The 19,507-nt window shown below is 59.3% G+C and carries 17 protein-coding genes; 6 read left to right on the plus strand and 11 right to left on the minus strand.

Annotation, left to right across the window (positions count from 1 at the left end; genetic code table 11):
• The first annotated feature begins 63 nt into the window (after positions 1-63).
• Positions 64-735 carry a lipopolysaccharide kinase InaA family protein gene (locus LOY52_RS13280; protein WP_210557140.1) on the plus strand — a complete coding sequence of 224 codons (672 nt, stop codon included), beginning with the start codon at positions 64-66 and terminating at the stop codon, positions 733-735.
• A gap of 85 nt (positions 736-820) precedes the next feature.
• Here LOY52_RS13280 and LOY52_RS13285 read toward each other — a convergent pair whose 3' ends face one another.
• Complete coding sequence (locus LOY52_RS13285; protein ID WP_258679784.1) at positions 821-1,090, minus strand: hypothetical protein; 270 nt, start codon at positions 1,088-1,090, stop codon at positions 821-823.
• Between the two features lie 293 nt (positions 1,091-1,383).
• Between LOY52_RS13285 and LOY52_RS13290 the strand changes: the two genes are divergently transcribed.
• Positions 1,384-1,626, plus strand: a complete 243-nt coding sequence (locus tag LOY52_RS13290; RefSeq protein WP_103367089.1) for a hypothetical protein — start codon at positions 1,384-1,386, stop codon at positions 1,624-1,626.
• Between the two features lie 50 nt (positions 1,627-1,676).
• Here the strand turns inward: LOY52_RS13290 and LOY52_RS13295 are convergent, their stop codons facing one another.
• From LOY52_RS13295 to LOY52_RS13335, 9 genes are all read right to left on the minus strand, one after another.
• The gene (locus tag LOY52_RS13295) at positions 1,677-2,579 is read right to left on the minus strand and encodes a bestrophin family protein (protein ID WP_135295812.1); all 903 of its coding nucleotides are present in this window, start codon (positions 2,577-2,579) and stop codon (positions 1,677-1,679) included.
• A gap of 165 nt (positions 2,580-2,744) precedes the next feature.
• The gene (locus LOY52_RS13300; protein WP_258679785.1) at positions 2,745-4,031 is read right to left on the minus strand and encodes a carbohydrate porin; all 1,287 of its coding nucleotides are present in this window, start codon (positions 4,029-4,031) and stop codon (positions 2,745-2,747) included.
• A gap of 104 nt (positions 4,032-4,135) precedes the next feature.
• Complete coding sequence (locus tag LOY52_RS13305) at positions 4,136-6,541, minus strand: glucose/quinate/shikimate family membrane-bound PQQ-dependent dehydrogenase (protein WP_258679786.1); 2,406 nt, start codon at positions 6,539-6,541, stop codon at positions 4,136-4,138.
• A gap of 206 nt (positions 6,542-6,747) precedes the next feature.
• Complete coding sequence (gene tspO / locus LOY52_RS13310) at positions 6,748-7,191, minus strand: tryptophan-rich sensory protein TspO (protein ID WP_027611782.1); 444 nt, start codon at positions 7,189-7,191, stop codon at positions 6,748-6,750.
• A 59-nt stretch (positions 7,192-7,250) separates the two neighbouring features.
• Entirely contained in the window at positions 7,251-9,440 is a 2,190-nt protein-coding gene (locus LOY52_RS13315) for an ATP-binding protein (protein WP_258679787.1), read from the minus strand.
• 158 nt (positions 9,441-9,598) lie between these two features.
• Positions 9,599-11,137 carry a cryptochrome/photolyase family protein gene (locus LOY52_RS13320; protein WP_258679788.1) on the minus strand — a complete coding sequence of 513 codons (1,539 nt, stop codon included), beginning with the start codon at positions 11,135-11,137 and terminating at the stop codon, positions 9,599-9,601.
• The gene (locus LOY52_RS13325; protein WP_258679789.1) at positions 11,134-11,676 is read right to left on the minus strand and encodes a DUF3833 domain-containing protein; all 543 of its coding nucleotides are present in this window, start codon (positions 11,674-11,676) and stop codon (positions 11,134-11,136) included. The genes LOY52_RS13320 and LOY52_RS13325 overlap by 4 nt, the downstream gene beginning before the upstream one ends.
• 386 nt (positions 11,677-12,062) lie before the next feature.
• A complete protein-coding gene (locus tag LOY52_RS13330) occupies positions 12,063-13,187 on the minus strand; it encodes an alkene reductase (protein ID WP_258679790.1) in 1,125 nt (374 codons plus the stop codon).
• Between the two features lie 95 nt (positions 13,188-13,282).
• Entirely contained in the window at positions 13,283-13,960 is a 678-nt protein-coding gene (locus LOY52_RS13335) for a type 1 glutamine amidotransferase domain-containing protein (protein WP_258679791.1), read from the minus strand.
• Between the two features lie 196 nt (positions 13,961-14,156).
• On the opposite strand from LOY52_RS13335, the gene LOY52_RS13340 reads away from it, so the two are divergent.
• The 4 genes from LOY52_RS13340 (at position 14,157) to LOY52_RS13355 (ending at position 17,655) form a co-directional block, all read left to right on the plus strand.
• Positions 14,157-14,741 carry a TetR/AcrR family transcriptional regulator gene (locus tag LOY52_RS13340; RefSeq protein WP_097089858.1) on the plus strand — a complete coding sequence of 195 codons (585 nt, stop codon included), beginning with the start codon at positions 14,157-14,159 and terminating at the stop codon, positions 14,739-14,741.
• A gap of 66 nt (positions 14,742-14,807) precedes the next feature.
• On the plus strand, positions 14,808-15,467 hold the full coding sequence (locus LOY52_RS13345) for a carbonic anhydrase (protein ID WP_258679792.1): 660 nt from the start codon (positions 14,808-14,810) through the stop codon (positions 15,465-15,467).
• 92 nt (positions 15,468-15,559) lie between these two features.
• Positions 15,560-16,186, plus strand: coding sequence for a TetR/AcrR family transcriptional regulator (locus LOY52_RS13350; RefSeq protein WP_097089798.1), 627 nt, complete (start codon positions 15,560-15,562; stop codon positions 16,184-16,186).
• Positions 16,187-16,383: 197 nt separating this feature from the next.
• Entirely contained in the window at positions 16,384-17,655 is a 1,272-nt protein-coding gene (locus LOY52_RS13355; RefSeq protein WP_258679793.1) for an OmpP1/FadL family transporter, read from the plus strand.
• 240 nt (positions 17,656-17,895) lie between these two features.
• Here LOY52_RS13355 and LOY52_RS13360 read toward each other — a convergent pair whose 3' ends face one another.
• A complete protein-coding gene (locus tag LOY52_RS13360; protein ID WP_258679794.1) occupies positions 17,896-19,356 on the minus strand; it encodes an efflux transporter outer membrane subunit in 1,461 nt (486 codons plus the stop codon).
• Between the last annotated feature and the right edge of the window lie 151 nt (positions 19,357-19,507).

The raw sequence follows: 19,507 nt of genomic DNA on the forward strand, positions 1-19,507 counted from the left end.
CTGCTGTTGCGACCCTCATGCAAACGTCGCACGAAACGATTTCTACAATAAATGGAGCGCACAATGGGCAGGGCACGTGATGAGTTTGATTTCTGGTGGGGTACGTCCGGGTCGTGGGTGGAACCGCCGAATGTGCGCCGTAGCGGCACCAGTGGTGTCCAACTGATTGTTCAAGGTGACAAGACGTTTTTCGTAAAGCGCCAGACCGGCCATTTGTTCCGCAGTCTCCGTTACCCCACTGGTCGACCCACCGCACTGCGTGAAGGCGTTGCCCTTTCAAGACTCGAAGAGTTGGGCGTGAATGCGCCAAGACCGGTATTTTATGGCGCGAGAAAAGTCGACGGCGTATGGCAGGGTGTCTTGGTTACCAAAGACCTGGGCGGCTTCATCGATCTGGATACCTGGTATAGCCAGGGCGCTGCAAGCCTGTTGACCACAGAGCAACATCTGCGACTTCTTGAACGTTTGGCGCAAATGCTGGCGCGGATGCACTCGGGCAAATGGCAGCACGGTTGCATGCGCTCCAAACACATCTTTATCAAGGCGTCGATCACCGACACAGACTTCGATTTCGAACTGGCGCTGCTTGACCTGGAGAAATCTCGCGGTCGTGCTACGGCAATGGGCGCGGCGCGTCACGACATTCCTCAACTCAGACGGCATTCTTTCTGGGATGAGTCGCAGTGGCAGCATTTCCTGTCGAGTTATGAGCAAGCCAGTGGTAGAACCCTGTAAACAGGCGTGCAAATTCACGAGTTGGCTATAACAGTCGCTGGTGCGTGCTCAGCACACAAGTCACGCACCAGCCTCCTCTGAATAATTACCACTGACCGCTTCCGAGGCAGGCGATTATTTCCCAGCCACTGAATTCCCACCAGGAATAGCGCTCATCGGAACAACTTCTGGCCAGGCTGGCCGTCTGGATTTCTCCAGCTTTGCTATGTGTTGCGAAAGGCGTGTTGATCGAGGCGGTCACCTGCTTGACCGTCTGTGGAGCAGTGATGGTGGTTGGATGCACGGCAGCGTTTGTGGCCGTTGCGGCGCAAGCGAGCGTCGCGGCGATGGCCAGAGTAGTCATTGACTTTTTCATATTCGAATCCTTTCAGTTAGCTTACAGCGGGCTTAAACATTGGCCCCGACCTGCCTTCTGAACAGATCGGGCATTCGCGTAATGTCACGCCAGAAAAGCCTATCACTGCGCTATCTCCAGAACAGTCGCACAACTGTGCTATTGACAACTTGTTAAGCGGCCGGTCTTCGTCAAGGGCGCTGGATCGAGTCAAATAATCTGAACCCCGCCCGAACGCCCACGCCTAACGATCAGCTTGTGTTCATTCGCACAGGCCCGGTGCCAATACCGGCACATTCCGAGAGGTGGTCAACGTGGCTAAAGACGAGAAGAAAAGCAAAAAAGACGATGCTTCGAAAGCCAGCAAGGACTTGAAAGACAAAAAGTCCTCGCCGGAAAAGAAATCAGCGGCAGCTTCGGCGCTTTCCAAGTCCTCCGACAAGAAAGACAAGAAGAAAGACGCCGAACCGAAAAAGTCTGCGAAAAAAGCCGATAGCAAGCCGGAAAAGGCCAAGGATGCTAAGAAGGCTGACAAACCGGCGAAAAAGAAGAAGTAATACCTGCGACTCGCCAGGGCTTTACGCCCTGGCATCCCTCAGATCGTTGTTCAAGCCGTTTCTTCAACCCTATGCACATCCCCCAGTGAATCACGCTGCATCGACTGCAGGTTTTTCTCGATGGTTTCGCACAGGGCTTCCATCTGGATCTGGTGCTCGCTATGGCGAAACGGACTTTGCAGGTCGGTGCCGATGCGCTCGATGGCCAGCAGCATGAAGCCCACCACCGTCGAGGCCAGCGGGGTGAACCAGCCCAATGATTCCACCAGCCCCACCGGCACAATCAGGCAGAACAGCGAGATAAACAGGCGCGGGAAATACACGTAGGGGTAGGGAAGCGGAGTATTGGCGATCCGTTCCATCCCGCCCTGGCTGTTGGACAGATCGACCATCGTCGATTCCAGCCGTGCCAGCCGAATGCTGTCCAGGCGCCCGGCCTTGTATTCCCGGGCGAGCAACGCCGCGGAACCGGTGAGGATGTCGTTGGCAAAGTTGTTGGTGGTGCCGCTGCGGGCGAATTCATCCGCCGGGATGAACGCGCGGACTTCCTCCGGGCAAGGCTGACCTTGCAGATGCGCCGCGAGGCAATTGACGTACGCCACATGGCGGCGCAACAGCGTCGCCTTCACCGGGTTCACTTCGTTATCGGGATCATCCAGCAGCGTCAGCACCTGCCGGGCGAAGCTGCGCGAGCTGTTGATCATCATGCCCCACAGCGTGCGTGCCTCCCACCAACGGTTATAGGCGCTGCTGTTACGGAAACTGATCAGCACCACCAGCGCTGAACCGAGCAGCGTCAGCGGCATCAGCGGCAGGTTGATTTTGGCGTTGAGGAACAACATGAAGTCGACGGTGACGGCGATGTCCCAGAGCAACAACCAGAACAGCGACCAGCCCACGTAGCCCATGGTCTTGATGATCAAACGGTATTTTTTGACGATGGCTGCTTTCAAACGGAAACCTCGTGCGAGCGGTAAGCGTTAACGCCTTAGCTCGGACGCAGGTTTGGGGGTAAAGGTTCGGTGTCGACTGAGCTTCTTGGTTACGACAATTTTCAGGCAATAAAAAACCCGGTCATTACGCCGGGTTTTTTATTGCCTGCAGTTCTGCCAGAAGAATCAAAGTGAGGCTTTCACCTGCAAGCCAAACACCAACGCATTGTCGATGTCCTGCCCGGAAAACGCGCCCGGTTCGATGATGTATTGCATGTTCGGGCGCAGCGTCAGCCAAGGCGTGGCCTGATAGCCGTAGCCAAGTTCGATCAACTGCTCGCCACTGTCCAGGTTCGGGAACTGCGTGCCGTTGGCCATGGCAGCGTCCTGTTGCAAGTCGCGGCTGCGCGGGTTAGGCACGGCGCGGCCGTAGCCCAGAGCGACGGTGTCACGCGGGCGACCTTCGAACGGTTTGTACAGCACCAGACCGGTGCCGTACCACTTGCTGAATGGCGAAGCCGCTTCGCTGGCCGCCGAGTATTGGCCGAACGCATGCAGGCTGCGGCCCTCGGACGATTGTGAACTCCACACCGCCTGATCGATCAGCAAGTAGTGACCGCCACGGCCGGAGACTTCTTTGTCGCTGCCGATGCGTTTCACGTCGGAGCTGTCGTAGTAGTAACCGAGCTTGTATTCGCCGGGCAATTGGCCCGCGTGCTTGTACACCAGCTCGATCGGCACCACGGTGCCGGTGGTGTGTTTCGGGCCCAGATGCCAGGCGCGGCTGGAGTTGCCGTTGCTTTCCGGGTCGACATTGAACGCGGCAACGCGCAGTTGCCATGACGGCGACAAGTCGTATTTCACCCGTACGCCCAGGTGTGCGTTCGGGTAGTTGGTCCAGCCGCTGCCGCCGGACATGTTCAGCGGATGGCCGCAGAAACCGGCGTTCATGAAGTTGCACAGAATGCCGCTGTCGAGGCCGCCGAGGTCGTTGCCCATGGCCATGTAACCCAGCTTCACGTTGAGTGCCGGGGTGAACAGGCTGCGCTCGTAGCTGAGTTCGGTCAGGCGGGTGTAGAGGCCGCCGTAGTTTTCCTGGATCGGCAGACGGTTGCCAACCAGATCTTCCGAGGCGCTGTTGCCGCGGCGGTCGTTGATGATCAGCTGAATCTTGCCGGCGTTCTCTACGCCATACAACTTGCTCAGGTCGAACTGCGCGCCGAGCTTGATGTTTTGCGAATAACGACCTGAGCGATGCAGGCCACCATCGGCGTTGTAAGCCATTTCGCCGGTGTAATCGCCGGTGAACTTGATCCCGTCTTGTTCCATCTGGTGCCGCAGACCGCCCCAGTCCCCGGTCAGGGTGTTGCGGGTCAACAGGTTCGAATCGGTATCGGCGAAGGCGGGCAGGGTGGTGCAGGTCAAGCCCAACAGCACGCCGTTGACCCAGCCGTTACGAGTAAAACCAAACATGGAGATCTTCCTGCTCAAAGCTGTAGCGATATCGGAAAGCGGCGCGGCACCCTCAGGTGCCGCGCGCAAAAGAAAGCGCCCGTGTTCAGCACGGGCGCTGCGGTTTACGGCAAGGCGTAAGCCATCACGTAGTCGCCGCGATCGGTCGACTGACGCGCACCACCGGCGGTGATGACGATGTACTGCTTGCCGGTCTTCGGCGAAACGAAGGTCATCGGGCCGCCCTGACTGCCGACCGGCAGACGCGCCTTCCACACCTCTTCACCGTTGCCGCTGTTGAAGGCGCGCAGGTAGAAGTCCTGGGTACCGGCGATGAAGATCAGGCCACCCTGGGTCGACAGGGTGCCGCCGAGGGTCGGCAGACCGATCTTGATCGGCAGGTGCATGCGAATGCCCAAGGGACCTGTGTCTTCAACGGTGCCGACCGGAACCTGCCACGCGACTTTCTGGGTCTTCATGTCGATTGCGGTCAGGGTGCCGAACGGCGGAGCCTGGCACGGAATGCCGGCCACCGACAGGAAGCGGTTTTTGTTCACCGCATACGGCGTGCCTTTGAGGGGTACCGCGCCCATGCCGGTGTTCAACGCTTCGCCACCGGAGGAGGCTTGAGCCTTGTTCTGCGACGGGATCATCTGAATCCACAGACCCAGGCGCATGTCGTTGACGAAGATGAAACCGTGTACCGGGTCAGTGGAGATGCTACCCCAGTTCATGCCGCCCAGCGAACCCGGGAAGCTCAGGGATTTATCGGTACCGGGCGCGGTGTACAGGCCGTCGTAACGCATCGATTTGAAATCGATCCGGCACAGCAACTGGTCGTACGGGGTGGCGCCCCACATGTCCGACTCAGTCAGGTGCTGGGCACCGATCTGTGGCATGCCCACCGATTTTGGCTGGGTTGGCGAGTACGGTTCGTTCGGGATGTTCGCGGCTTTGACCGGGACTTCTTTAACCTCGGTCAACGGTTTGCCGGTGGCACGATCGAGCACGTAGATCTGCCCGGCCTTGGTGCCGATGACCAGCGCCGGAACGCTTTTGCCGTCCTTGGTGAAGTCGATCAGGCTCGGCTGCATTGGCAGGTCGAAGTCCCAGAGATCGTTGTGCACGGTCTGGAATACCCAGCGTTCATCACCGGTGGTGGCGTCCAGCGCGAGGATCGAGGCGCCGTAGGTGTGATCGAGTTTGCTGCGTTCGACACCATAGATGTCGGTGGACGAGCTGCCCATCGGCAGGAACACGGTGTTGGTCGCCGGATCGTAGGACATCGGCGCCCAGCTGTTCGGCGTGCTGCGCACGTACGTGCTGCCGTCGGCCGGTGCCTGTTTGTCCTGCGGGTTGCCCGGGTCGAAGGCCCAGCGCATGGCGCCGGTGATCACGTCGAAACCACGGATCACGCCGCCCGGCATGTCGGTCTGTACGTTGTCGGCTACGCGACCGCCGACCACCACAGTGGTGCCGGCCATCAGCGGCGCGGAGGAGAGCTGATAGTAGCTGTCCGGCACGTCACCGAGACCGGCCTTCAGATCAACCTGGCCGTTGTTGCCGAAACCCTGGCAGAACTCGCCGGTGTCGGCATCGACCGCGATCAGGCGGGCGTCGATGGTGTTGGTCAGCAGACGGCGCTGGCAATTGGCGGCCGGCGCCGGTTTGGCTTCGATAATGCTCGAATTGCTTGGCTGAGCGATGCTTTTGGTCGCATCGAAATAGGCCATGCCACGGCAACGCTGCCAGACTTTCGATTGGGCGTTGATCGCATTCTTCCACAGCTCTTTGCCGGTGTCGGCATCCAGCGCGATCAGGTTGTTGTGCGGGGTGCAGATGAACACTTTGTTGCCGATCTGCAGCGGAGTGAGCTGATCTTCGGCACCGTTGCCATCGCTCTCGGCGACGTCACCGGTGTGGTAGGTCCACGCTACTTTGAGCTTGTCGACGTTGTTGCGGTTGATCTGGTCCAGCGCAGCAAAGCGGCTGCCGCCCTCGGTATTACCGTAGTGCGCCCAGTCTTTTTGCGCCTTGTCCGGCTCAACCGGGGTCAGGCCCGGACCAGTGCCGGTTGCCGCGACAGTCGGGTGCGCAACGAACATGTTGCCGGCAGCCACCGCCAGTCCCACGGCCAGCACAGCGGCAACGGCGTAAGCGCCACGACCCGGAACACCACCGTTGGCACGCTTGAGCAGCGGGTAGACCAGCGTCACCGCCAGACCCACGGCGCTGAACATGAACAGACGCGAGAACACCGGCCAGAACACCAGCCCGGCATCGCTCACCGCCCAGATCGCTGTCCCGACCAGAAACGCTGCAAACAGCCAGGCGCCGGCCGTCTTGTAGCGAGCGATCAGCAGACCGGAAACGGCCATCACCAGACCGCCCACGAGGAAGTACCACGACCCTCCCAGGCTGACCAGCTTCACTCCGCCAGCCGCAAGTGCCAGGCCGAGCAGGGCGATGATCACCCCCAGCCCGACCAGAATGAATTTTGATATGCCCGAGAGGCGTTGACTCTGCTTCACGTTGAATGTCCCGTTGAAATGAGGCGTGCATTATATAGATAGGTAACTACCTAGTTAAATCACTAATTCAGTAATGAACTGTTGTTCATTGCGAAATCCCCGTCCTGAGCGGGGACCTGCGCTTTCAAGGGCCTGGAAAGATATTTTGAATGCCTGAAAAAGCGCCTTTTTGTCAGAAAAAATGGGAGTTATGACAGTCGCCGTCATCAACCACGGTTATTGCGCAGAATCGAGAAATTCAACGCCGCCGCCACACACAACCAGGCCAGATAAGGAAACAGGATCAACCCGGTGATCAAATCCAGGCGCAACGCCATAAACACCATCACCGCGACCACCAGCCACAACAGCAGCAGAATCACCATGGCGGCGGCCACCTGATGCGCGCCGAAGAACACCGGCGTCCACAACGTGTTCAAGGCAATCTGCGCCGCCCACAGCGCCAGTACCGTCTGACTGCCAGGAATCAGGCTCAAGCGATAACCGGCCCAGGCCAGCAACAGATAGATTATTGTCCAGGCCACCGGAAACGCCCAATTGGGTGGAGTAAATCCGGGTTTATTGAGCCCTTCGTACCATGGCCCGGGTTTGAAAATCACCCCGGTAGTCGCCGCAGCGCCGCACGCGATCAGAAAAATCAGAAACGTCACCATTTATCACTCCTTGGCCGCAGCCACTCTCTTTGGGATTACAGCACCGCAACGGTCGCTCATTCGGATTTCATCGCCAGCAGGTCGCTGACCCGCGCTACCAGTGTGTCGACGGCAAACGGCTTGGTCAGCACCTGCATGTCCGGGCCCAATTGACCGGCACCAATCACCGCGTTTTCTGCGTACCCGGTGATGAACAGGGTCTTCAGGTTCTGGCGGATTTCCCGGCCGGCATCGGCCAGTTGCCGACCGTTCATGCCGCCCGGCAAGCCGACGTCGGTGATCAGCAAGTCGATGTGAATGTCCGAGCGCAACATCTTCAGTCCGACCACACTGTCAGCGGCCTCTATCAAGGTGTAGCCGAGATCGCCGAGCACGTCTGTCAGCAGCGCACGCACCGTAGGCTCGTCGTCCACCACCAGAATGGTCTCGCCAGCCTTGGGCAAGGCGGCCGGCGCGTTGTCCTTGTGATCCTGATTCGGCACGGGCTCGCCGTGGTAGCGAGGCAGGTAAATGCACATCTCGGTGCCCTGGCCGACCTGCGAATGCACGCGCACCTGGCCACCGGACTGTTTGGCGAAACCGTAGATCATCGACAGCCCCAACCCCGTGCCCTGGCCCAGCGGTTTGGTGGTGAAGAACGGATCGAAGGCCTTGGCGATCACATCGGCAGTCATCCCGGTGCCGGTATCGGTCACGCACAGGCACAGGTATTCGCCCTCGGGCATGTCCAGGGTGCGCGCCGTCTCGCAGTCCAGCGTGCGGTTGGCCGTCTCGATGGTGATGCGCCCGCCATCCGGCATCGCATCGCGCGCGTTGATGCACAGGTTAAGGAGGGCATTCTCCAACTGGCTGGCATCCACCAGCGTTGGCCAGAGCCCCGGCACGCCGCGGGTTTCCAGAACGATGCTGGGGCCGACCGTACGCTGGATCAGTTCGGTCATGCCGGTCATCAGCGTGTTGACATCGGTCGGTCGCGGATCGAGGGTCTGGCGCCTGGAGAACGCCAGCAGGCGGTGGGTCAGGGCGGCGGCTCGCTTCACCGCGCCCTGGGCGGTCACCATGTATTTGTCGACCTCATTCAGCCGGCCCTGGCTGATGCGCGCGCCCATCAACTCCAGCGCACCGGAAATGCCGGCCAGCAAATTATTGAAGTCATGCGCCAGGCCCCCGGTCAGTTGGCCGACGGCTTCCATTTTCTGCGACTGACGCAGCTTCTCTTCGGCCTGCATCAACTCTGCGGTGCGCGATGACACGCGCTGCTCCAGCGTATCGTTGAGCGCGCGCAACGCGGCGATGGCGCGGTCGCGCTCCGCTTCGACATTGCGCCGTTCCTCGACATCGATCAGCACGCCGGGAAAGCGCAGCGGCGTTCCATCATCGGCACATTCAACACGGCCGTTGGCCTCGATCCACTGATATCTGCCGTCTGTGCGGCGCACACGGTACTGGTGGGAGTAGGCGCCACCACGGCCGATGGCTTCGTTGATCGCGGTGGTCAGTCCATCCTGGTCTTCGGGATGCACGGTCACCATGACTTGTTCGAGGCTGAGCCCTTCGCGGCCCAGCGCCGGGTCGAGGTCAAACACCCGGGCGAATGCTTCGTCCACGGCAAAGCGGTCGGTGAGCAGGTCCCAGTGCCAGGTGCCGATGATCGCACCGGCGGCGAGCGCCAGTTGCACACGCTCGACGTTCTCCCGCGCCAGTGCTTCACTGGCACGCAAACGCTCTTCGGCGTCGCGCCGCTGGGTGACGTCGTTGAACAGGATCGCGATCTGCCGGTCAGCCGGATCGCCGACCCGCACCGCGCGCACGTCGAACCAGCGTTCGAAGGTGTTGGCATAATTTTCGAAGTTCGCCGGCTCTCCGGTTTTGGCCACATGGCCGTAGGTTTCGAACCAGAAGCTTTCCAGATTGGGCGCGAACTCGGTCACCCATTTGCCGCGCAGGTTGACCCCGCACTGGTGTTCGAACGCCGGGTTGGCTTCGACGAAGTAGTAATCGACGGGTTTATCGTCAGCGTCGAATTTGACCTTGACGATGGCGAACGCCGACTCGATGGTTTCCAGAATGGTGATGAAGCGAGCCTCGCTGCGGGCGAGCGCATCCCGACTGGCTTGCAGTTGCGCCGCCATGTCGCGATCGAGGTCAACGTCCTGGGTGTCGACCTGAGTGCTCTGAAGCGCCGCGCGCAATCGCCTTACCTCTGACTCAAGCGCTTCGCGACTAAGGTGTTCAAGGGTATCCATGTGACCTGCTTTGTTGGGTTTTCAGGGGCTGGCTTCATAGAGCGCGTAGGCACAACGCGAGCAGTGATCGTCGCGCTCGCAGGGGACTCGAGCGCCGATCATCCGTTGACCGGGCGGGTTGTGCTTAAGTTTCACCACTCGCGCATGCAGCGCTCATTTCAGATCGATTCGCCGTTATCCAGGCGCGCCAACAGGTTCTGCCCGCGTTGCCACAGCGCCTCCTGTTTGGCTGGCGGCATGCGGTCGAGGTTTTTGTACATCATCGCCATGCGCTGATTGCCACGCAGTTGTTCACCGTGGCGCATCAGAAAATGCCAGTACAACGCATTGAACGGGCAGGCATTGTCCGCGGTACTTTCGCTGACCTTGTAGGCACAACCTCGGCAGTAGTCGGACATGCGATTGATGTATTGGCCACTGGCGCAATAGGGTTTGGAACCGAGGTAACCGCCATCGGCATGCATGACCATGCCCAAGGTGTTGGGCAGTTCGACCCAGTCGAAGGCGTCCATGTAAATCGCCAGGTACCACTCACAGATCTGGCTCGGCGCGATGGCGGCGAGCAGGGCAAAATTACCGGTGACCATCAACCGCTGGATGTGATGCGCGTAGGCGTGCTGCAGACTCTGGCCGATGGCCTGGCGCATGCAGTTCATCTGCGTCGCACCGGTCCAGTAGAATTCGGGCAGTGGCCGGTCGTTGCCGAATACATTGCCCAGTGCGTAGTCCGGCATTTTCAGCCAGTACACGCCGCGCACATATTCCCGCCAGCCTATCAGTTGCCGAATGAAGCCTTCGGCAGCATTCAGAGCGATCCTGCCGGTCCAATAAGCCGACTCGACGTCGCTGCACAACTGCCGCAAATCCAGCAGGCCAATATTGAGCGCGGCGCTGATGCGCGCATGAAACAGGAACGGTTCGTCACTGGCCATGGCGTCCTGATAGTCGCCGAAACCCGCCAGACCATAATCCAGAAAATATTCCCACAGCGCCTGCGCGTCGGCGTGGGTGACCGGGTAGTTGAAGTCGTCGAGTGCACCGTAATGCTGACTGAAGCGAGCCTTCACCAGGTCCAGCACTTCGCGGGTGATGGCGTCGTTGCTGAAACGGATCGGGTAGGGGGCTTTCACGCTTTTGGGCAGTGACTTGCGATTCTCCGCATCGAAATTCCACGCACCACCCACCGGCGTGCCGTCGCCATTGAGCAGCAAGCGACTCTTGCGGCGCATCTCGCGATAGAAGAACTCCATGCGCAACTGCTTTTTGCCGGCAGCCCAGTTGGCGAACTCGGCGCGACTGCACAGAAAGCGCGTGTCGGCGTGCCAGTAAACGGGCAAACCACAGTCCTTGATCGATTGCTCCAGGCGCCAGTCCCCGCAATCGGTGACGTGCACTTCCTCGGCATTCAATTGTTTCTGCCAACGCTGTAATTCCCCCGGCACCGAGCCGCTGTTGTGCGGATCATCCAGGGTCACGTATTCGACACGAACGCCCCGGTCTCGCAGTGCCTGGGCGAAATGGCGCATGGCACTGAAGATCAGGGCAATCTTTTGCGGGTGGTGCGGCACATGGCTGGCTTCCTCCATGACCTCGACCAGCAGCACAGTGTCGCGCTCGCTATCGAGCGTCTGTAACGAAGCCAGGTCGAAGGACAACTGATCGCCCAGTACCAGGCACAAACGGCGAGTAACGTTCATTCAGTGTGACCGGCGTCAACGCGACGGAAGAACAAGGTCACCTGGCCGACTTCAACCCCGAGCTTGGACATGCTGGTGCGATTGATCAGCGTGTCCTCGTCCATCTGGTACATCCAGTCGTCCATGCTCATTTCATAGGTTGAGCCGTCGACCGGCAGATTCAGGCGATAACGCCAGTGCAACGCATTGCCAGCGACCTGACCTGTGGCGACACCCACCACATCACCCGCACGCCCGCTCCAGCGCCCCTGGCCCTCGGGCGTCAGGGTCCAGACGCGGCGTTGGCGCGTGCCGTCGCTGTACAGGAAGCGCTCATCGAGAATCAGGTTGTCGCCTTCGCGGTGGCTGACGATGTTGACCTCGAAGCGCTTGACCACTTCCCCCGAGCGCTTCTGAAACATCCCCCAGGCTTTCACGGGTTTGCTGAAAAAGCGTTGCAGATCCAGCGCCGGTTGCTGATCGGCATAGTGGCTGACATCCACGCTGCCGCAGCTTGCAACGCCCAGTGTCAGCGCCAGTAACAGCAGAAATCGGGTCATGCCCTTACTCCCTGAATGCACGCGTGCTGAAGTGAATTAACTGCTTGTACGGCTTAAAGTGTCTGTACAGGTTTATGGCGCTTGTATGAGAGCAAAACCCTAAAATCTGTGCAGCAAGTCATTGACGCTTAATACAGCTTGAATGCTGCCGACAGCAAGCCATCCGGTTTTCGCCCAGACCTGAGCATTGACAATAAGTTGTACACGTATTGATGTGTTGTATAGGTTTATCCAAGATAGGCTGAAAAAATAAACCTGACAATCAATCGGCAATCTTTTTTGTGCAGATGCGAAAACCTCGCAGCGCAGCGCGCGAGGTTGCGGGTGTAGCGGGGGAGAAGAGGAAGCGCTCCCGGTGAATGGGAGCGCAGTGCGAATTCGCGGAATTATTCGCTGTAGGTCGGGTAATCCACATAGCCTTCGGCATTGCCGCCGTAGACCGTGGCGGGGTTCAGTGGATTGAGCGGCCAGTCATTGGCGATGCGCGCCGGCAGGTCCGGGTTGGCCATGAACGGACGGCCGAAAGCCACCAGATCCGCCAGTCCCGATTCAATCAATTGCGCACCGGATTCAGCGTTGTAACGCCCGGCGTAGATGATCGCGCCACTGAAGGTATCGCGCACTGCACGGCGGAAGGTTTGCGGCATCGCGGGCGCGTCGTCCCAGTCCGCTTCGGCGATGGACAGGTAGGCGATGCCCACATCCTCAAGCACTTTGATCGCTTCGATGTAAGTGGTGTGCGGATCCTCTTCGACCATGCCCAGATAGGTGCGCGCTTCATCGGTGGTGGTGAACAGCGGCGCGAAACGCACACCGACTTTCTCTTTACCGATGCACTCGGCGACACCCGACACCACTTCGCGCAGAAAGCGCAGGCGATTGTGCAGCGAGCCACCGTACTGATCGGTGCGCACATTGCTGTGGGCAGAAATGAACTGGTTCACCAGATAGCCGTTGGCGCAGTGCAGTTCGATTCCGTCGAAGCCGGCGTCCATCGCATTGCGCGCCGCCTGTATATAGAGCTGAACCAGTTCCTGGACTTCATCGGTGCTCAGCGCTCGCGGCGCGGATGGCGTAACCAGTTCGCCGGCGCCCGGCGCGGTTTCGATGAACACGCTGACTCGCTCGGTGGCGATGGCGGACGCTGAAACCGGGGCCGCCCCATCGGGTTGCAGCGCGGTGTGGGACACACGGCCGACGTGCCAAAGCTGCGCGAAAATCACGCCGTCCTGTGCATGCACCGCTTCGGTGACTGTGCGCCATCCGGCAATTTGTTCAGGGGTGTGAATGCCGGGAGTCCAGGCGTAGCCCTGACCGCGAGGCTCGATCTGCGTGCCTTCGGTGACCAGCAGACCGGCGCCGGCGCGTTGCTGGTAATACTCGGCCATCAATGCGTTGGCGACATTGCCCGGTTGTGTGCTGCGCTGGCGGGTGAGGGGCGGCAGGACGATGCGGTTCTTCAGGGTGTGCAGGCCCAGTTTGACGGGGGTGAAATAAGGGCTGTTTTTCATGTGATTCCTGTTTTGGCCTTATTAGACCAGTCGACTAGTGGTGCGGTAAAAAAAACACCGTGCGGGATGCGCACGGTGTCTGGACGCTGGAGGGCTCAGGCCAATAGCTTCAGCAGTTTTTCGGCGACGGCTAACGAGCTGGCTGGGTTTTGACCCGTCACCAGTTGGCCATCGGTCACCACGTGAACCTGCCAGTCAGCGACCTTGGAGTAGCGGCCGCCGAGACGCTGGAATTCGTCTTCGATCAGGAACGGCACGACATCGGTCAGGCCTACAGCGGCTTCTTCAGCGTTGGTGAAACCGGTGACGTCCCGGCCTTCAATCAACGGTTTGCCATCGGCAGCCACCACGCGGCGCAGAACGCCCGGCGCATGGCAGACGAACCCGTGAGGTTTATTGCTGCGGTCGAAGGCTTCGATCAAGGCGATCGAGTGTTGGTCTTCGGCCAGATCCCACAGCGGGCCATGGCCACCGGGATAAAACACGGCATCGAAATCCTCAGCGCGGACATCCGCCAGGCGCCCGGTATTGGCCAGTGCCTGCTGAGCAGCAGGGTCTTGGCGGTAGCGGTCGGTTTCAGCGGTTTGTGCATCGGGCTCATCGCTTTTCGGATCGAGCGGTGGCTGGCCGCCGGCTGGCGAAACCAGAGTGATCTGCGCGCCGGCATCCTTGAAGGCGTAGTAGGGGGCCGCGAACTCTTCGAGCCAGAAGCCGGTTTTCTTGCCGGTGTTGCCAAGCTGATCGTGGGAAGTCAGAACCATCAAGATTTTCATAGAGCGCCCTGTATTGGTCTGGTGTCCTCGACGGGTTCGTCTGTGACACCTCGGAAGGAGTGACGGGCACAGAATAGATTCATATTAGACCGGTCGTCTAGTAAATTTTTACGCCCGTGTTTCCGCGCCATCACTGTGGCAAACTTCTGCTCATCAGAAATATACGACTGGTCTAATGTTTGGTATTTTGCGCCCCATGAAACCGACCTACGACGATACCCGCCAACACCTGCTCGACACCGGCCACCGCATGATGGCCGAAAAGGGCTTCACCAGCGTGGGCCTGAGCGAGATCCTGCAGACCGCCGGTGTGCCCAAGGGCTCGTTCTATCACTACTTCAAATCCAAGGAACTCTACGGCCAGGCGCTGCTGGAGGATTACTTTGTCGGCTACCTGGCGGACATGGAGCGACGCCTGACTCTGCCTGGGCTCAGTGCCTATGAGCGGCTGATGGATTACTGGCAAGGCTGGCAGAACCGCTGCACCCTGGAAGGTCATGGCGATGAATGCCTGGTGGTCAAGTTGAGCGCGGAAGTCGCCGACCTGTCAGAGTCGATGCGCCTCACCTTGCGTGACGGCGCCGAGCGCATCGTTGCGCGCATTACGACGTGCCTGGAAGAAGGGCAGTTGGATAAAAGTTTGCCGCAGACTGACGCTCGGCAACTGGCAGAAACGCTCTATCAACTGTGGTTGGGGGCGAGTCTGTTGAACAAGCTGCAGCGCACGGGGCAGTCGCTGCAGACGTCGATGGTGATGACGAAGCGCCTGTTGCAGCGCTGAAAACACCACGACCCTTTCATATCGAGTACTTTTGCAAGCATCCGGCATCAGGATTTGGAGAACTTCATGCGTGACATTATCGACGGCTTTCTGCGCTTTCAGCGTGAGGTATATCCGCAACGTGTCGAGCTGTTCAAGCAACTCGCGACCTCACAAAATCCGAAGGCGTTATTCGTTACTTGCTCGGACAGTCGTGTAGTGCCTGAGCTTCTTACACAGCGCGAACCCGGTGAACTATTCGTGATCCGCAACGCCGGCAACATTGTGCCGTCGTACGGTCCCGAACCCGGTGGCGTGTCGGCTACCGTCGAATATGCAGTCGCCGTGCTCGGCGTACAGGACATCGTGATCTGCGGGCACTCGGACTGCGGAGCGATGGGCGCGATATCGCGCTGCACCTGTCTGGATCATCTTCCTGCGGTCGCCAATTGGTTGCGTCACGCGGACGCTGCGAAAGCGATCAACGCGGCGCATGAATTCGACACACCGCGCGCGAAGCTCGATGGTCTGGTCCGGGAAAATGTGATCGCGCAATTGGCGAACCTGCGCACGCATCCCTCTGTGGCCCTCGCGCTCGAGCAAGGGCGCATGAATCTGCACGGATGGGTCTACGACATCGAGGCGGGGTGCATCGATGCGCTGGATGGTTCAACCCGACGCTTTGTTCCCTTGGCTGATTCGCCGACTACCGTGGCGATCACTGGGCGTAACGGCAAGCAGATGTAACGGCTGGCCTCGTCTGAAATCGCCAGACTTGTGACCTTATTCCTGTGTGGTCACAAGTTGTCAGCCCGCCATAGGATGAGTAAGCTGCTGTCATGAATCAGCTATCAATATCTGCCTCCTCGCCAAACACTCGTGGCCCGGCCGAGCACGACATTCGTGACCAGATTGTCGCCGCGGCCAATGAGCACTTCAGCCAGTATGGCTATGCGAAAACCACGGTTTCCGACCTGGCCAAGGCCATCGGTTTTTCCAAGGCGTACATCTATAAATTTTTTGACTCGAAACAAGCGATTGGCGAGGCCATTTGCGCCAATTGTCTGGGGCAAATCGTTGCAGCCGTCGAGCAGGCTGTTAACGAAGAATCTCTTTCGGCGACCGAGCGTTTGCGCAGATTGGTAAAAACCGTCATTGCCACGGGGGTGAACCTGTTCTTCAACGACCGCAAGCTTTATGACATCGCGGCGTTTTCCGCTTCGGAGCGTTGGCACAGTGCCCAGGTGTATGAAGCACAGATCAAAGACTTTATTGTCGACATCGTGCGGCAAGGACGAGAAGCGGGGGAGTTCGAGCGCAAGACTCCACTGGACGAGACTGTCGAGGCGATCGATCTGGCGCTGCGACCTTTCGTCAACCCCTTGCTGTTGCAGCACAATCTGGATTTCATCGAGCAAGCGCCCACGCTGACCTCCAACCTCATCCTGCGCAGCCTCATGCCCTGACTGTCGCTGGGCAAATCTGTCAGTCGATTCGAGTCAAAACCACATCCCCCACATGACGTTTTCCGTTCCCGGCCAATGAGTGCCGGGAGGGCGCAACATTTCGCTCTTCGTGACCATTAACTGAATTGGTCACATGGATAATATGGCTTCGCTGTAGTTCGATGTTCTATTCCAGTGATCTCCATAGAGTCCCGATAATGAAAAAAACAATGCTCAAGAGCCCCGTGGGCCTGGCCGTCGTGCTTGCGTCTTCGAATGTGCTGGCCGGTGGCTTTGCACTCAACGAACAAAGCATCAGCGGGATGGGGTCCGGGTTTGCCGGACGATCTTCATCGGCCGAAGACGCGAGTACGATCTACGGCAACCCGGCGGGCATGGCGCGACTTAAACAAGAGCAGGTCAGCGTGGGGGCGGCGACATTGTTCGCCAAGTCCGATATCAGCCGGACTCGCAGTACGTTCGGCGGCAAGGAGGATGGCGACATGGTGCCCACGACCACCGTACCGATGGGCTATTACGTCAAACCCATCGATGAGCAATGGGCATTCGGCGTCGGGTTTTATGTACCCTTCGGGTTGATCACCGACTACGGCAGTGGGTTTGCCGGACGCTATTACGCCAACAAGAGCGAAGTCACCACGCTGACTTTCCAGCCGACCATCAGCTACGCCTTTAACGAAAAAGTCTCGATCGGTTTCGGTCCGACCATCAACCGTATCGGTGGAGAGATATCGGGCATGGTGCCCAATCCATTAACGCCGGGGCGCAATGACGGCAAGCTCAAAAGCACGGGTGATGACACCGCGCTGGGCTTCAACGCCGGTGTGCTGGTGCAGGCGACAGATCAGACCCGCCTGGGGCTGACTTATCACTCCAAAGTCAGTTACCACCTGGATGCGAAAACCAAGGTCACCGATGGCATCTTCAGCGTGCTGGGCGTCAGCGGCCGCAGTTATGACGCATCGCTGGATGTGGATACGCCGGAGTCGGTGGATTTTTCGGCCACGCATCAATTCAATGACGACTGGACGCTCTATGTCGGTAGCACCTGGACGCGCTGGAGTCGCTTCAAGGAGCTGACGATCGAAAACAGCGGCCTGCCGCCGTTGCTGAGCGGTCAATTGGGGACGATCAGCGAAGAGCAGAACTGGCATGACACGTGGGCACACGCCATCGGTACCGCCTATCAATTGAATAGCCAGTGGGTGTTGCGTAGCGGGTTTTCGGTAGATCAATCACCCGCCAACAACACCAATCGCGGCCCCCGTATTCCTACAGGCGACCGAAAGGTTATCAGCTTCGGTGCGGGCTGGACGCCGGTGAAAAATGTCACCATCGACTTCGCTTATTCCTACCTCTGGGAGGAGAGCGTGAAGGTCAACGACAGCTCGCCATCCAGAGGTGCCTACAGCGCCAGGTACAAGAACAGTGCGAGCGGGCTCGGTACGTCTGTCAGCTACCGTTTTTAGCTGAGGACTGTACTCACAATGTGGGGGCGGGAGTGCGTGCTGCCTCCCGACCCCACACGCGCAAGGGCATGTTGATCGGGCCGATTCTCGCAGAGAGGTTGGCCCTTTTTTGTAGGTCAAACCCCCATGACTTTGGCCATCAGGTTCTGATGAAAACGCCGTGGCGTGGCCCACGTCAAAACCGCGATCGACCTTTTGCTGGGTACTGTCGAGCCAAACTCTTTGCAAAGCTGGCGACCTTCATCGCGACGCAAGAGGCAGGGTTTCGGGAACTTGCCAGCCGCCGCCGAGCGCTTTGAATGCGGCGACCGCAGCCCGCGCCGATTCTGTCCGCGCTTGCGCACGGGCATCGGAAGCCTGGAGCAACGTTTCGTCGGCGTGGAGCACATCAATCAGGCTCGCGGTGCCTTTTCCATAGGCAATAAAAGACGATTGGCGAGCCTGTGTCAGAGAAGCCTCGCCTCCCGCGAGCGTGGTGGCCTGAAGGTTGCGGTTCACCAGGGCGGAGAAGGCATTCTCGACATCCTCAGTGGCGCGTAACACCGACTGACGATAAGCGGCCAGCGCTTCGGCTTCCTGTCCTTTGGCCTGATCGATCTGCGCGTTTATCCGACCTACGTCAAAAAGTCTCCAGCGCAACCCAAGGACCGCCGCCGACTGACTGGCGCCGCCAGTGAACAGGTTGCCGCCGGAAACAGCCGTGGCGCTACCGAGCAATGCGCTGAGCGAAAGTTTCGGGTAATACTCGGCAATCGCCACGCCGATGCGTGCATTGGAGGCTGCCAGGCGGCGCTCGGCGACGATCAGATCCGGCCGGCGGCGCAGCAGATCGGCCGGCGTTCCCGAGGCGTTTATCGGCGGCACAACAGGAATGCTCGCCGTACCAGCCAGTTGCGTGCGGTGAGTCCCCGGCGGGGTGCCGAGCATCACGTCCAGCGCATTCATGGCGGCATCCAGGCCGGTCTGCAGCACTGGCACGCTCGCCTGGACTTGCGCCAGCGCGCCCTCAGTCTGTTGAACCTGATAGCGGGCAGCGAGGCCCTTGCCGTAGAGCAGGCGGACTTTCTCCAGCAGTCCCTGCTGGGTTTCGACTTGGCGGTTGGCAATCTCCAGTCGCGCCTGCAACCCACGGAGGGTGATATAGATATCGGCCGTCTGCGCTGCAATGGCCAGGCGTGTGGCGGTCGCGCCCGCCTCGGAGGCCTGGTATTCGGCGAGTGCGGCTTCGCGCTCGCGTCTCAGCCCGCCAAAGACATCAATCTCCCAGCCGGCATTGAGGTTGAGCTCGTAGGAACTTCCATAGCGATCATAGCCAGGCGTTGAGTTCAACACCTGGCCGAGCGGCGTCTCGACGGATTGATAGGCGCGTGCGGCCTGGCCATCAATGCTCCCCGAGGGCAACAGAGCGGCATTTGCGGCCCCCAATCCTGCCCGTGCCTGTGTGACCCGCGCCGCTGCTTGTGCCAGATCGAGGTTCTGTTCCAGCGCCTGGGTGACGAAACCGGTCAACACGGGATCGTTAAAACTCTCCCACCAGTTGACCAGCCGGGCCGGCGCAGTTGCCGGCGTCTGTTCGGCTGCTGGCTGACTCAGGTAACGATCGGGAAGCGCGAGGGCAGGCCGTTGATAGTCGGGACCGACCGCGCAGCCTGCCATCAAACTGGCGGCCACCAAAAGCGTAATAGGGCGAACAGGAGGCATGGAGGTACCTGCGACGAAGATGATAAGTGACCATATTAAATTGCGGTCACAGCTTTAAGGTCAACGATATCTTGTCATTATGCGCCACACACTGAAAATGTGTGACCGTTGACATTAATGGTCACCTTAATGAAAATGCCGGCATGTCCTA

The sequence above is a fragment of the Pseudomonas sp. B21-051 genome (genome assembly GCF_024748795.1).
Taxonomy (GTDB): Bacteria; Pseudomonadota; Gammaproteobacteria; order Pseudomonadales; family Pseudomonadaceae; genus Aquipseudomonas; species Aquipseudomonas putida_A.